At 38.7% G+C, this 14,520-nt stretch carries 7 protein-coding genes; all 7 read left to right on the top strand.

Going from position 1 to position 14,520, the window contains the following annotated elements; genetic code table 11:
* Position 1: 1 nt before the first annotated feature.
* The 7 genes from ADI74_RS02240 (at position 2) to ADI74_RS02210 (ending at position 14,468) form a co-directional block, all read left to right on the top strand.
* The gene (locus tag ADI74_RS02240; RefSeq protein ID WP_049536762.1) at positions 2 to 955 is read left to right on the top strand and encodes a glycosyltransferase family 2 protein; all 954 of its coding nucleotides are present in this window, start codon (positions 2 to 4) and stop codon (positions 953 to 955) included.
* A 153-nt stretch (positions 956 to 1,108) separates the two neighbouring features.
* On the top strand, positions 1,109 to 2,524 hold the full coding sequence (locus ADI74_RS02235) for a flippase (RefSeq protein WP_049536761.1): 1,416 nt from the start codon (positions 1,109 to 1,111) through the stop codon (positions 2,522 to 2,524).
* A 1-nt stretch (position 2,525) separates the two neighbouring features.
* Positions 2,526 to 3,524 carry an acyltransferase gene (locus tag ADI74_RS02230; protein WP_049536758.1) on the top strand — a complete coding sequence of 333 codons (999 nt, stop codon included), beginning with the start codon at positions 2,526 to 2,528 and terminating at the stop codon, positions 3,522 to 3,524.
* Between the two features lie 13 nt (positions 3,525 to 3,537).
* On the top strand, positions 3,538 to 4,647 hold the full coding sequence (gene glf, locus ADI74_RS02225; RefSeq protein WP_049536757.1) for a UDP-galactopyranose mutase: 1,110 nt from the start codon (positions 3,538 to 3,540) through the stop codon (positions 4,645 to 4,647).
* Positions 4,634 to 5,662 carry an acyltransferase family protein gene (locus tag ADI74_RS02220; protein ID WP_049536756.1) on the top strand — a complete coding sequence of 343 codons (1,029 nt, stop codon included), beginning with the start codon at positions 4,634 to 4,636 and terminating at the stop codon, positions 5,660 to 5,662. The genes glf and ADI74_RS02220 overlap by 14 nt, the downstream gene beginning before the upstream one ends.
* A gap of 177 nt (positions 5,663 to 5,839) precedes the next feature.
* Positions 5,840 to 7,822, top strand: a complete 1,983-nt coding sequence (locus ADI74_RS02215) for a peptide ABC transporter substrate-binding protein (protein WP_049536754.1) — start codon at positions 5,840 to 5,842, stop codon at positions 7,820 to 7,822.
* 277 nt (positions 7,823 to 8,099) lie between these two features.
* Positions 8,100 to 14,468: a SpGH101 family endo-alpha-N-acetylgalactosaminidase gene (locus tag ADI74_RS02210; RefSeq protein ID WP_080980335.1), complete on the top strand. Its 6,369-nt coding sequence runs from the start codon at positions 8,100 to 8,102 to the stop codon at positions 14,466 to 14,468.
* Positions 14,469 to 14,520: the final 52 nt, after the last annotated feature.

The raw sequence follows: 14,520 nt of genomic DNA, 5'->3' as shown, positions 1-14,520 counted from the left end.
GATGTTGATTAGCATTGTTGTTCCGGTTTATAATGTTGCAGACTATTTGCACTTTGCTATAGAAAGTTTGATAAAGCAAACCTATCAAAATTTCGAAGTAATCCTTGTAAATGACGGTTCAACAGACAATTCTCCTATGTTATGCGAGGATTATGCAAATCGGTATGAAAATATCCATGTTTTTCACAAAGAAAATGGTGGTTTATCTGATGCACGTAACTTTGGAGTTTCTAAAGCGAGTTCAGATTGGATTTTCTTTTTAGATCCAGATGATTATCTTGAAGAATATACTCTAGAGTTAATCGTGAAAATTCATGAGGAGCATCATGCAGACTTGATTTCAACTAAGGTGAAGACAGCGTCTAAATATAATGCTTATACTTCTTATCGCTTACAAGAATCAGATTATAAAGGTCTAGCTCCAATCACAAAAGAAGAGGCTCTGGAAGCAATGTTGGATGATAAATTCGCGACAGTTTCTGCTTGTGCCAAACTCTACCACAAAAGTATCCTGGAGACAGTTCCTTTTCCAGTTGGTAAAATTTATGAAGATTTTTATGTCGTTAGTGAACACCTTTCTCTTGCAGATAAAATTGTAATCAGCCCACTTGAAACATACAATTATTATCGAAGAGAGGGAAGTATTGTCCGTTCAACATTTACTGAAAAAAGGTATGAATTCTTTGATGCGGTTGAAAGAAACGAAGAAGTCATTAGGAAAAAATATAACCAATGTGAAGAGTTACTACAATCATTACAAGCAAAAAAAATATTGGGTGGTTTTGTAGTAATTGGTGCAAAAGCTGACTCAGGTTTAAAAGATTTTGCAAAAGATAAAGAGTTATTGAGAGTCAAAATGAGTGAGTTATTAAAAAATAGTAAGTTATCATCGAAAGTAAAACTTAAATACCTTATTTTTATTTTTAGCACTAAATTGTATTTGTTGCTACGATAGTATCGTGTATAGATTCAATTTAATTTGGAATAAGTCTTAAAAATTGTAGGAAAGAGGAAATATGAAAGAAACTTTTAGAATAATTGCCCATTATAAGTCTAATCGGTCAAAGTTTTTATTTTCGCTGATTGATTCTAAATAGGACGACTTGAAATGAAAGTACTTAAAAACTATGCCTACAATCTATCTTATCAATTGTTGGTGATTATACTTCCGATTATTACGACTCCCTATGTAACACGGGTCTTTTCTTCGGATGATTTAGGAATTTATGGTTATTTTAACTCCATCGTTACTTATTTTATCCTCTTAGCGACTCTAGGAGTTGCCAACTATGGGACCAAGGTAATTTCAGGGCATCGCAAGGAAATTGAAAAAAACTTTTGGGGAATCTACTCTCTGCAATTAGGTGCAACAGTCCTTTCTCTAACCTTGTATGGTCTTCTTTGTCTAACCCTTCCCTTTATGCAAAATCCAGTAGCCTACATTCTAGGATTGGCTTTGGTTTCTAAAGGATTAGATATATCCTGGCTCTTTCAAGGGTTGGAGGATTTTCGAAAGATTACTGTTCGCAATATTACAGTAAAATTAGTTGGAGTGGTTTCCATCTTCCTTTTTGTCAAATCTGCAAATGACCTATACCTCTATGTCTTTTTGCTAACCATATTTGAACTCTTGGGGCAGCTAAGCATGTGGCTACCCGCTCGGGAATTTATTGGAAAACCTCATTTTGATTTAGAGTACGCCAAACATCATTTGAAGCCTATTATTTTGCTATTCTTACCACAGATTGCTATTTCGCTTTATGTAACTTTGGATCGTACGATGCTTGGTGCTTTATCCTCTACAAAAGATGTAGGAATTTATGATCAGGCTCTTAAATTGGTAAATATTTTATTAACATTGGTAACATCGCTTGGGAGTGTTATGTTACCTCGAGTTGCTAATTTATTAGCAACAGGAGATTATAAGGCAGTCAATAAGATGCACGAGATGTCTTTTTTAATCTATAACTTGGTGATTTTCCCAATCATAGCAGGAATGTTGATTGTCAACGATGATTTTGTTCAATTTTTCCTTGGGAAGGACTTTCAAGATGCACGCTATGCAATTTCTATTATGATTTTTCGTATGTTCTTTATCGGTTGGACCAATATTATGGGAATTCAAATTTTGATTCCACACAATAAAAATAAGGAATTTATGGCTTCAACAACTGTGCCTGCGATTCTCAGTGTTGCTTTGAATTTGTTATTTCTCCCTAAGCTTGGTTATATAGGGGCAGCGATTGTCTCAGTGTTGACAGAAGTTCTTGTATGGGCAATTCAATTGTTCTTTACTCGTAAATACTTAAAAGAAGTTCCCATTATTGGATCTATGACAAAAGTTGTACTCGGATCTGCTATCATGTATGGCATTTTGCTGGCTTCAAAAACATTCATACATTTTTCACCGGTCATAAATGTTTTAGTGTTTGTGGTGCTTGGTGGAATCATTTACCTTTTTTTGATTCTATCTCTGAAAGTGGTAGATGTGACAGAATTAAAACAAATGATTAGGAAAAATTAGAATGCGCAAATATCGAAATATTAATTTAGATCTATTAAAAGTACTTGCATGTGTTGGAGTTGTTCTACTTCATACAACGATGGATGGGTTTAAAGAGACAGGTTCATGGAATCTTTTGACATATTTATATTACTTAGGAACTTATTCTATCCCTTTATTTTTTATGGTCAATGGTTATTTATTGTTGGGAAAGAGAGAGATTACCTATTCTTACATACTGCAGAAAGTAAAATGGATTCTAATAACAGTGTCGTCATGGACCTTTATCGTCTGGCTGTTTAAAAGAGACTTCACAGAGAACCTAATTAAAAAAATTGTAGGTTCTTTGATACAAAAAGGTTATTTCTTTCAGTTTTGGTTTTTCGGATCCTTAATGCTTATTTATATATGTTTGCCGATTTTGAAAAAATTTCTAAATTCAAAAAGAAGTTATTTATACAGTCTATCTTTATTGGTAGTTATTGGTTTGATTTTTGAGTTAGCAAATATTGTATTTCAAATGCCAGCACAAACATATGTTATACAAACCTTTAGATTATGGACTTGGTTTTTTTACTACCTTTTAGGTGGTTTTATAGCGCAATTTAACAAGGATATTATCAAAAATAGGTTTAAGAGATGGATGAAAGCAGTTGTGGTACTGTTGTTATTGATTTCACCAGTAATATTATTTTTCATAGCGAAGACTACTTATCATAATCTTTTTGCTGAATATTTTTATGATATTTTATTTGTAAAAGTTGTAAGTTTGGGAATTTTTCTAACTATCCTCACGCTTACTTTGAATGAAAAACGGAGCGAATGTATTGTTTCCCTTTCTAATCAAACTATGGGAGTTTTTATAATACATACATATACTATGAAGGTATGGGAAAAACTATTTGGTTTTAGTTTCGTAGGATCATATTTACTTTTCGCTATATTTACTTTAAGTGTTAGTTTTATTATTGTTGGAATGTTAATGAAAATTCCTTATTTCAATCGAATCGTTAAATTATAAAAAGGAGAACACTATGTACGATTATCTTATCGTCGGAGCTGGTTTGTCTGGAGCTATTTTTGCTCACGAAGCTACAAAACGTGGAAAAAAAGTAAAAGTGATTGATAAACGCGATCACATTGGAGGGAACATCTACTGTGAAAATGTAGAAGGTATCAATGTCCATAAATATGGTGCCCATATCTTCCATACTTCTAATAAAAAAGTTTGGGACTATGTTAATCAATTTGCTGAGTTTAACAACTATATCAACTCACCTGTCGCAAACTATAAAGGAAGTCTTTATAATCTTCCTTTCAATATGAATACTTTCTATGCTATGTGGGGGACAAAAACTCCACAGGAAGTGAAAGATAAAATTGCTGAGCAGACAGCTGATATGAAGGATGTTGAGCCGAAAAATCTGGAAGAACAAGCTATCAAGTTGATTGGTCCGGATATCTATGAAAAATTGATCAAGGGTTATACTGAAAAACAATGGGGACGTTCTGCGACAGACCTTCCACCATTTATCATCAAACGCCTTCCAGTTCGTTTAACCTTTGATAATAACTATTTTAACGACCGTTACCAAGGAATTCCTATTGGTGGTTACAATGTCATCATCGAAAATATGCTGAAAGATGTAGAAGTTGAACTTGGAGTAGATTTCTTTGCTCACCGTGAAGAGTTGGAAGCATCTGCTAATAAAGTTGTCTTCACAGGAATGATCGACCAGTATTTTGACTACAAGCACGGAGAGTTAGAATACCGTAGCCTTCGTTTTGAGCATGAAACCTTGGACGAGGAAAATTATCAAGGGAATGCTGTAGTGAACTATACAGAGCGTGAGATTCCCTATACTCGTATTATCGAACACAAGCATTTCGAGTATGGCACGCAGCCAAAGACCGTTATCACGCGTGAATATCCAGCCGACTGGAAGCGTGGGGACGAACCCTACTATCCGATCAACGATGAGAAAAATAATACTATGTTTGCTAAGTACCAAGAGGAGGCTTCAAAGAATGATAAGGTTATCTTCTGTGGACGCTTAGCAGATTATAAGTATTACGATATGCATGTGGTGATTGAACGAGCGCTTGAGGTTGTGGAGAAAGAGTTTGGATATGACAAAAAGTAGAATCAATTGGATAGATTTTGGAAAAGGCTTTTCCATATTTTTAGTCTTAGTAGGACATGTGTTGCTTGGACTGTATCAATCGGAAAAATTTCCCACAGCAAACAACATACTATCATTGTTGATAGCACAAGTCTACATATTTCATATACCAGTATTTTTTGCCTTATCAGGATACTTTTTCAAACCTGTGTCGGATTTGAAGGAGTTCTGGCAATATGCTAAAAAGAAGACAATTGTTTTTGGTCTGCCATATATTTTCTATTCGATCATTCACTTTGGTCTTCAAAAAGTTGCAGGGGCATCTGTTCGTGTTCCTACAACCATATCTGATTTGCTAAATATCTATAAAGATCCTCTTGGGGTTTCGTGGTATTTATATATACTCTGGTCGATTTTGATAATCTATGGATTATTGTCTATTTTAGTCAAAAATCGTAGAATGTTATTTTTGATAAGTGTTTTCGCTTATTGTTTAACCCTATTTGTTCAAACAGATATTTATATTATTCAAAGAACGCTAGTTTGGGGGCTTTGTTTCTTTCTTGGCAGTGTATTAAGTGAAATTCACTTTGATAAAATTAATTTGAAAAAAATTCTTTTTTTCTTTGTGCTATTTGATTTTATTTATATGTTCGCTTGGTTCTTGTTTTATGAAGTAGGATCTAAGAAGGATTATGTAAGCTATAGTAACCCAGGTTTGTGGGGGATTGCTTTTATTGTCTCTGTATTAGCTGCTTTTGTGATTTTTCCTAAAATGGAGAAAAATTTCCCTAAAACATTCCTATATTTCACTAAATACGGGAAAGATAGTTTAGGGATCTATATTCTTCATGCACCAATTTGTAGCATGATTCGGATTCTAATGTTGAAAGTGGGGATAAACTCAGTTTTTCTTCACATTGTTGTTGGGATTGTCTTGGGTTGGTATTTATCCATACTGGCAACTTATATATTGAAAAAAATTCCATTTTTGAATATTGTTTTATTACCACAAAAGTATATTAAATTAAAATAAATTATTTTAGATTTATAATGTGGCTCTTTGTTAGCTAACATCTGGAGAGGACAATCACTGTCTTCTCCTTTTTGGTCTTTTCAGAATATACCAAATTAACACAAAAATTCAGAAAATTCTGTTGACATCTCTCTAAAAAGAGTCTATAATGGAGAGAAAGTTTTAAAGGAGAAATAAATGAAAAGTTCAAAAATATTTGCCCTTGCGGGTGTAACCTTATTGGCGGCTGCGACTCTAGCTGCTTGCTCTGGATCAGGATCGAGTGCAAAATCTGAGAAAACCTTCTCATATATCTATGAAACAGACCCTGATAACCTCAACTATTTGACAACTGGTAAGGCGGCTACTGCAAATATTACCAGTAACGTTGTTGATGGTTTGCTAGAAAATGACCGCTATGGTAACTTTGTACCGTCAATGGCCGAGGATTGGTCAGTGTCCAAGGATGGATTGACTTATACTTATACCATTCGGAAGGATGCAAAATGGTATACTTCTGAAGGAGAAGAATACGCAACGGTTAAAGCGCAAGACTTTGTAACTGGTCTAAAATATGCAGCTGATAAAAAATCAGATGGTCTTTACCTTGTTCAGGAATCAATCAAAGGATTGGATGCCTATGTTAAAGGGGAAATCAAAGATTTCGCAGAAGTAGGTATTAAGGCTCTTGATGACCACACTGTTCAGTACACCTTGAACAAGCCAGAAAGCTTCTGGAATTCTAAGACAACGATGGGGGTAATGGCTCCAGTTAATGAAGAGTTCTTAAACTCTAAAGGGGATGATTTCGCTAAAGGAACAGATCCAAGTAGCATCCTATACAATGGCCCATTCTTGCTTAAATCTATCGTAGCCAAATCTTCTGTTGAGTTTGAAAAAAATCCAAACTATTGGGATAAGGACAATGTTCATCTCGATAAAGTGAAATTGTCCTACTGGGATGGTCAAGACACCAACAAACCAACTGAAGCCTTCAAAGATGGCAGCTTTACAATGGCCCGTCTCTTCCCAACAAGCGCTAGCTACCCAGAGACTGAAAAAGAATATAAAGACAATATTGTTTATACACAACAAGACTCATCAACTTTCTTAGTTGGTATCAATATCGATCGTCAATCTTATCAACACTCATCTAAAACAACTGATGAACAAAAAACTTCTACCAAGAAAGCTCTTCTAAACAAAGACTTCCGTCAAGCACTTGCCTTTGGTTTTGATAGAACAGCCTATGCTTCTCAAGTCAATGGTGCAAGTGGTGCTACTAAGCTGCTTCGTAACTTATTTGTTCCTCCTACATTTGTACAGGCAGATGGGAAAAACTTTGGGGAATTAGTTAAGGAAAAATTGGTGACCTATGGAGATGAGTGGAGCAACGTAAACTTGGATGATGCCCAAGATGGACTCTACAATCCTGACAAAGCCAAAGCAGAGTTCGCTAAAGCTAAGGCGGCCCTTCAAGCGGAAGGTGTGAAATTCCCAATCCACTTGGATATGCCTGTAGATCAAACCAATACAACAAAAGTTCAACGTGTTCAATCTTTTAAACAGTCAGTTGAAGAAAATCTAGGATCAGATAATGTGGTTATCGACATCCAACAGCTCCAAAAAGATGATGTTCAAAACATTACCTACTTCGCTGAAACTGCGGCTGGAGAAGACTGGGATATCTCAGATAACGTGGGTTGGTCTCCAGACTATATCGATCCATCTACTTATCTTGATATTATCAAGCCTTCTGTAGGAGAAAATACGAAAACATATCTAGGATTTGATTCTGGGACAAACAACGCTGCGGCTAAGCAAGTTGGTTTAGAAGATTACGAAAAAATGGTTGTGGAAGCTGGTGAAGAAACCACTGATGTTTCAAAACGTTATGAGAAATATGCTGCTGCCCAAGCTTGGTTGACAGACAGTGCCTTGCTCATCCCAACAACTTCTCAAACTGGTCGTCCAATGTTGTCTAAGATGGTGCCATTTACACTTCCATTTGCATACTCTGGTAACAAGGGTATGAGTGAAGCCCTTTTGTACAAATATCTAGAAGTACAAGATAAAGCCGTGACAACAGACGAATACCAAAAGGCTCAAGAAAAATGGTTGAAAGAAAAAGAAGAGTCAAATAAAAAGGCCCAAGAAGAACTCGCAAACCATGTGAAATAACTTTAAAAAAGTGAAGGATTTAGCCATCGACATGATGGTTAAGTCCTTTTTTATCTTGGTATAAGTCCCTGAATGATGAGAGATAGGATTTTTCAGAAAAGAGAAAATTTTAGTGAATTTTACCTATTTCCTATTGCTTTCTGGTCTTTTATTTGTTATATTAAAAGTACAATTATTTTTTATTTATAACAGTTAAGCAGAGCACTTTCAGAGAAAGGAGTATTTTTTAAAAAAGAAATGTAAACGCTTACTGGAAAATGAAAGGATTTAGGAGTTCATGGATAAACGATTTTTTGAAAAACGCTGTAAGTTCAGCATTCGTAAGTTTACGCTTGGAGTAGCTTCGGTGATGATTGGAGCGACTTTCTTTGCTGCTGCCCCAGTATTGGCTGATCAAGCAAGAGTTGGTTCAACAGATAATTTGCCGAGTGAACTAGCTGATTTGGATAAGAAGGCTAGTGATGAGGGGCACGATTTTGACAAGGAAGCTGCCGCTCAGAATCCTGGTTCAGCTGAAACTACTGAAGGCCCACAAACAGAAGAAGAGTTGTTGGCTCAAGAAAAAGAAAAGTCTGAAAAGCCGAGCAATCTGCCAAAAGAATTAGAAGATAAGTTGGAGAAAGCTGAAGACAATGGGCGCGAAGTTGACAAGGATCAGTTGGCCCAAGATACTGGGAAGCTCGTCCCAGAAGATGTGGCTAAGACTACCAATGGGGAATTAAACTACGGCGCGACTGTTAAGATTAAGACGCCATCAGGAGAAGGTAGCGGTATTGTCATTGCTAAAGACCTTGTCTTGACGGTTTCTCACAACTTTATCAAGGATAGCCAAGACGGCAATATCCGTAAGGTTGTGGATAATGACCAAGGGGATGGAGATATCTATAGCATCTCTTATCCAGGATTGCCAGATGTCAAGTTTAGCAAGAAAGATATTATTCATTGGGATCGTGAAGGCTATCTGAAAGGATTCAAAAATGATTTGGCCCTTGTGAGATTGCGTACAGTTCTCGAAAATACGCCTGTTGAAGTAACCAAAAAGCCAGTAGTTAAGAAAATCGGAGATAAGCTTCATGTCTTTGGTTATCCAGAAGGAAAATTGAATCCGATTGTCAATACTACAGTTGATTTTGCGGAACCATACGGAGAAGGTGTCCAAGGGATTGGTTACCAAGGAGGAAAACCGGGTGCTAGTGGCGGCGGTGTCTTTGATACAGAAGGCAAACTAGTCGGTGTTCACCAAAATGGTGTAGTTGGAAAACGGAGCGGAGGCATTCTCTTCTCACCAGCTCAACTAAAATGGATTCAAGACCACATACAGGGAATTTCAAGTGTGAAACCAGCAGACTTGGAAGAGAAAGAAAAACCGGCTGAAGAAAAACCAAAAGAGGATAAACCTGCAGCTGCTAAACCTGAAACACCTAAGGCAGTAACTCCTGAATGGCAAACAGTAGCGAATAAAGAGCAACAAGGAACCGTCACTATTCGTGAAGAAAAGGGTGTTCGCTACAATCAATTGTCTTCAACGGCCCAAAATGACAATGATGGCAAACCAGCTTTGTTTGAAAAACAAGGATTGACAGTTGACGCTAATGGAAATGCGACGGTTGATTTAACCTTCAAAGATGATTCTGAAAAGGGCAAATCACGCTTTGGTGTCTTCTTGAAATTTAAAGATACCAAGAACAATGTTTTTGTTGGATATGACCAAGGTGGCTGGTTCTGGGAATACAAAACTCCAGGAAATAGCACTTGGTATAAAGGAAACCGTGTAGCAGCACCAGAAACGGGTTCTGTAAACCGTCTTTCTATCACTCTTAAGTCAGATGGCCAGCTCAATGCTAGCAATAACGATGTAAATCTCTTTGACACAGTGACCTTACCGGGGACGGTCAATGAGAATCTTAAAAATGAGAAGAAGATCCTTCTCAAGGCAGGAACTTATAGCAATGACCGTACGGTTGTCAGCGTTAAAACAGACAATCAAGAAGGTGTAAAAGCGGATGATACTCCTGCCCAGAAAGAAACAGGTCCGGCTGTTGATGATAGCAAGGTGACTTATGATACGATCCAGTCCAAGGTTCTCAAGGCAGTGATTGACCAAGCCTTCCCTCGAGTCAAAGAATACACCTTGAATGGGCATACTTTGCCAGGACAAGTTCAACAACTTAAGAAAATCTTGGTAAACAATCGCGAAATTACACCTGAAGTCACCTATAAGAAGATCAATGATACTACTGCAGAGTACTTGATGAAGCTTCGTGACGAGAAGAATTTCATCAATGCAGATATGACAGTACGCTTGCAAGTTGTAGAAAATCAGTTGCATTTTGATGTGACCAAGATTGTCAACCACAATCAAGTTACTCCAGGTCAAAAGATTGACGATGAAAGAAAACTTCTCTCCTCTATCAATTTCTTGGGGAACTCACTTGTGTCAGTTTCAAGCGACCAAACTGGAGCTAAGTTTGACGGGGCAACCATGTCAAACAACACTCATATCAGTGGAGATGAACATATTGCTGTAACCAATCCAATGAAAGATTTGGCTAAGGGCTATATGTATGGTTTTGTTTCTACAGATAAGCTTGCTGCAGGTGTTTGGAGTAACTCTCAAAACAGCTACGGTGGTGGTTCGAATGACTGGACTCGTTTGACAGCATTCAAACAAACTGTTGGAAATACAAACTATGTGGGAATCCAAAGTTCTGAATGGCAATGGGAAAAAGCTTATAAGGGCATTGTTTTCCCAGAATACACCAAGGAACTTCCAAGTGCCAAGGTTGTTATCACCGAAGACGCCAATGCTGACAACAAAGTCGATTGGCAAGATGGTGCCATTGCTTATCGTAGCATCATGAACAACCCTCAAGGTTGGGAAAAAGTTAAGGATATCACTGCTTACCGTATCGCGATGAACTTTGGTTCTCAAGCACAAAACCCATTCCTTATGACCTTGGATGGTATCAAGAAGATCAATCTCCACACAGATGGTCTTGGGCAAGGTGTTCTCCTTAAAGGTTATGGTAGTGAAGGTCACGACTCTGGTCACTTGAACTATGCTGATATTGGTAAACGTATTGGTGGTGTCGAAGACTTCAAGACATTGATTGAAAAAGCGAAGAAATATGGAGCTCATCTAGGTATCCACGTGAACGCTTCTGAGACTTATCCTGAGTCTAAGTACTTTAATGAAAATATTCTTCGTAAGAATCCAGATGGAAGCTACAGCTATGGTTGGAACTGGTTAGACCAAGGTATCAACATTGATGCTGCTTATGACTTGGCGCATGGACGCTTAGCTCGCTGGGAAGACTTGAAGAAAAAACTTGGTGATGGTCTCGACTTTATCTATGTGGATGTTTGGGGCAATGGCCAATCAGGTGATAACGGTGCCTGGGCTACCCACGTTCTTGCCAAAGAAATCAACAAACAAGGCTGGCGCTTTGCGATCGAGTGGGGTCATGGTGGTGAATACGACTCTACCTTCCAACACTGGGCAGCTGACTTGACCTATGGTGGCTACACTAATAAAGGTATCAACAGTGCCATCACACGCTTTATCCGCAACCACCAAAAAGATTCTTGGGTTGGGGACTACAGAAGTTACGGTGGTGCAGCCAACTACCCACTTCTAGGTGGCTACAGCATGAAAGACTTTGAAGGTTGGCAAGGAAGAAGCGACTACAATGGCTATGTGACTAACCTCTTTGCCCATGACGTCATGACTAAGTACTTCCAACACTTCACTGTAAGTAAATGGGAAAATGGTACACCAGTTACCATGACCGATAATGGTAGCACCTATAAATGGACTCCAGAAATGAAGGTTGAGCTAGTCGATGCAGCAGGTAACAAGGTTGTTGTGACTCGTAAGTCAAACGATGTCAATAGCCCGCAATACCGCGAACGTACAGTAACGCTCAATGGACGTGTCATCCAAGATGGTTCAGCTTACTTGACTCCTTGGAACTGGGATGCAAATGGTAAGAAACTTCCTACTGAAAAGGAAAAGATGTACTACTTCAATACGCAGGCCGGTGCAACAACTTGGACCCTTCCGAGTGATTGGGCAAATAGCAAGGTTTACCTTTACAAGCTAACTGACCAAGGTAAAACAGAAGAGCAAGAACTAACTGTAAAAGATGGCAAGATTACCCTAGACCTTCTAGCAAATCAACCATACGTTCTTTACCGTTCAAAACAAACCAATCCTGAAATGTCATGGAGCGAAGGCATGCACATCTATGACCAAGGATTTAACAGTGGAACCTTGAAACACTGGACTATTTCTGGTGATGCTTCCAAGGCAGAAATTGTCAAATCACAGGGTGCAAATGAAATGCTTCGTATCCAAGGCAATAAGAGCAAGGTTAGCCTTACTCAGAAACTGACTGGCTTGAAACCAAATACCAAGTATGCGGTTTATGTTGGTGTCGATAACCGTAGTAATGCTAAGGCAAGTATCACAGTGAATACTGGCGAGAAAGAAGTGACTACTTATACCAATAAGTCACTCGCTCTCAACTATATCAAAGCTTATGCTCATAACAATCGTCGTGAAAATGCTACAGTTGACGATACAAGTTACTTCCAAAATATGTACGCCTTCTTTACAACTGGATCTGATGTATCAAATGTCACTCTGACATTGAGTCGTGAAGCTGGTGATGAAGCAACATACTTTGATGAAATTCGTACCTTTGAAAACAATTCAAGCATGTACGGAGACAAGCATGATACAGGTAAAGGAACCTTCAAACAAGACTTTGAAAATGTTGCTCAAGGAATCTTCCCATTTGTAGTAGGTGGTGTCGAAGGTGTCGAAGACAACCGCACTCACTTGTCTGAAAAACACGATCCATATACACAGCGTGGTTGGAATGGTAAGAAAGTCGATGATGTTATCGAAGGAAATTGGTCATTGAAGACAAATGGACTAGTGAGTCGTCGTAACTTGGTTTACCAAACTATTCCACAAAACTTCCGCTTTGAAGCTGGTAAGACCTACCGTGTAACCTTTGAATATGAAGCAGGATCAGACAATACCTATGCCTTTGTAGTCGGTAAGGGAGAATTCCAGTCAGGTCGTCGTGGTAGTCAAGCAAGCAACTTGGAAATGCATGAATTGCCAAATACTTGGACGGATTCTAAGAAAGCCAAGAAAGTAACCTTCCTCGTGACAGGTGCAGAAACAGGCGATACTTGGGTAGGTATCTACTCAACTGGAAACGCAAGCAATACTCATGGAGATGCTGGCGGAAATGCCAACTTCCGTGGTTACAATGACTTCATGATGGACAATCTTCACATCGAGGAAATTACCCTAACAGGTAAGATGTTGACAGAAAATGCTCTGAAGAACTACTTGCCAACGGTTGCCATGACTAACTACACGAAAGAGTCTATGGATGCTTTGAAAGAGGCGGTCTTTAACCTCAGCCAAGCAGATGATGACATTAGCGTAGAAGAAGCGCGTGCAGAGATTGCCAAGATTGAAGCCTTGAAGAATGCTTTGGTTCAGAAGAAGACAGCCTTGGTAGCAGAAGACTTTGAAAGTTTAGATGCGCCAGCTCAACCAGGTGAAGGTCTAGAGAATGCCTTTGATGGCAATGTTTCTAGCCTATGGCATACATCTTGGAATGGAGGAGATGTAGGTAAGCCTGCAACCATGGTCTTGAAAGAACCTACTGAAATCACAGGACTTCGTTATGTTCCACGTGCCTCTGATTCAAATGGAAACTTGCGAGATGTGAAACTGGTTGTCACAGATGAGTCTGGTAAGGAACATACTTTCACCGTAACAGATTGGCCAAATAACAACAAACCAAAAGACATTGACTTTGGCAAGACAATCAAGGCTAAGAAAATTGTCCTTACTGGTACCAAGACTTACGGAGATGGTGGCGATAAATACCAATCTGCAGCGGAACTTATCTTTACTCGTCCGCAAGTAGCAGAAACACCTCTTGACATGTCTGGCTATGAAGCAGCTTTAGCTAAGGCGCAGAAATTAACAGACAAAGACAATCAAGAGGAAGTAGCTAGCGTTCAGGCAAGCATGAAATATGCGACGGATAACCATCTCTTGACGGAAAGAATGGTGGCCTACTTCGCAGACTATCTCAACCAATTAAAAGATTCTGCTACGAAACCAGATGCTCCAACAAGTAGCAAGGGTGAAGAACAACCACCAGTTCTTGATGTACCTGAGTTCAAAGGCGGCGTCAATGCAACAGAAGCAGCTGTACATGACCTACCTGAGTTTAAGGGCGGTGTCAATGCAGCAGAAGCAGTTGTACATGAGGTTCCTGAGTTCAAGGGCGGCGCTAATGCGGTCCTAGCGGCTGCAAATGAAGTCCCTGAGTTTAAGGGTGGCGTCAATGCGGTCCAAGCCTTGGTAAACGAGAAACCAGCCTACACAGGTGTATTGGCTACAGCTGGAGATCAAGCAGCTCCAACTGTTGAAAAACCTGAGTACCCGCTCACTCCAAGTCCAGTAGCTGATACCAAAACTCCGGGAGCTAAAGATGAAGAGAAACTTCCTGCTACAGGAGAACATGGTTCAGAAGCAGCCCTCTTCTTAGCAAGTGTGAGCATCGCTTTATCTGCTGCGATTCTTGCGACAAAACGTAAAGAAGAGTAATGAGATTTGATTTTAGCAGTTCAAAGCAACTCGAATCAAAAAGGAACAAACA

Source organism: Streptococcus pseudopneumoniae (genome assembly GCF_001074565.1).
In the GTDB taxonomy this organism is placed as follows: Bacteria; Bacillota; Bacilli; order Lactobacillales; family Streptococcaceae; genus Streptococcus; species Streptococcus pseudopneumoniae_J.
Note: the sequence above shows the minus strand (reverse complement) of the source record. Positions and strands in the feature narration are given on the sequence as shown.

Excerpts from the sequence above, each read along its gene's own strand:
- ADI74_RS02215 (WP_049536754.1), top strand. The coding sequence starts at position 5,840 with ATGAAAAGTTCAAAAATATTTGCCCTTGCGGGTGTAACCTTATTGGCG.
- ADI74_RS02240 (WP_049536762.1), top strand. The coding sequence starts at position 2 with ATGTTGATTAGCATTGTTGTTCCGGTTTATAATGTTGCAGACTATTTG.
- ADI74_RS02210 (WP_080980335.1), top strand. The coding sequence starts at position 8,100 with ATGGATAAACGATTTTTTGAAAAACGCTGTAAGTTCAGCATTCGTAAG.
- ADI74_RS02220 (WP_049536756.1), top strand. The coding sequence starts at position 4,634 with ATGACAAAAAGTAGAATCAATTGGATAGATTTTGGAAAAGGCTTTTCC.
- ADI74_RS02235 (WP_049536761.1), top strand. The coding sequence starts at position 1,109 with ATGAAAGTACTTAAAAACTATGCCTACAATCTATCTTATCAATTGTTG.
- ADI74_RS02230 (WP_049536758.1), top strand. The coding sequence starts at position 2,526 with ATGCGCAAATATCGAAATATTAATTTAGATCTATTAAAAGTACTTGCA.
- glf (WP_049536757.1), top strand. The coding sequence starts at position 3,538 with ATGTACGATTATCTTATCGTCGGAGCTGGTTTGTCTGGAGCTATTTTT.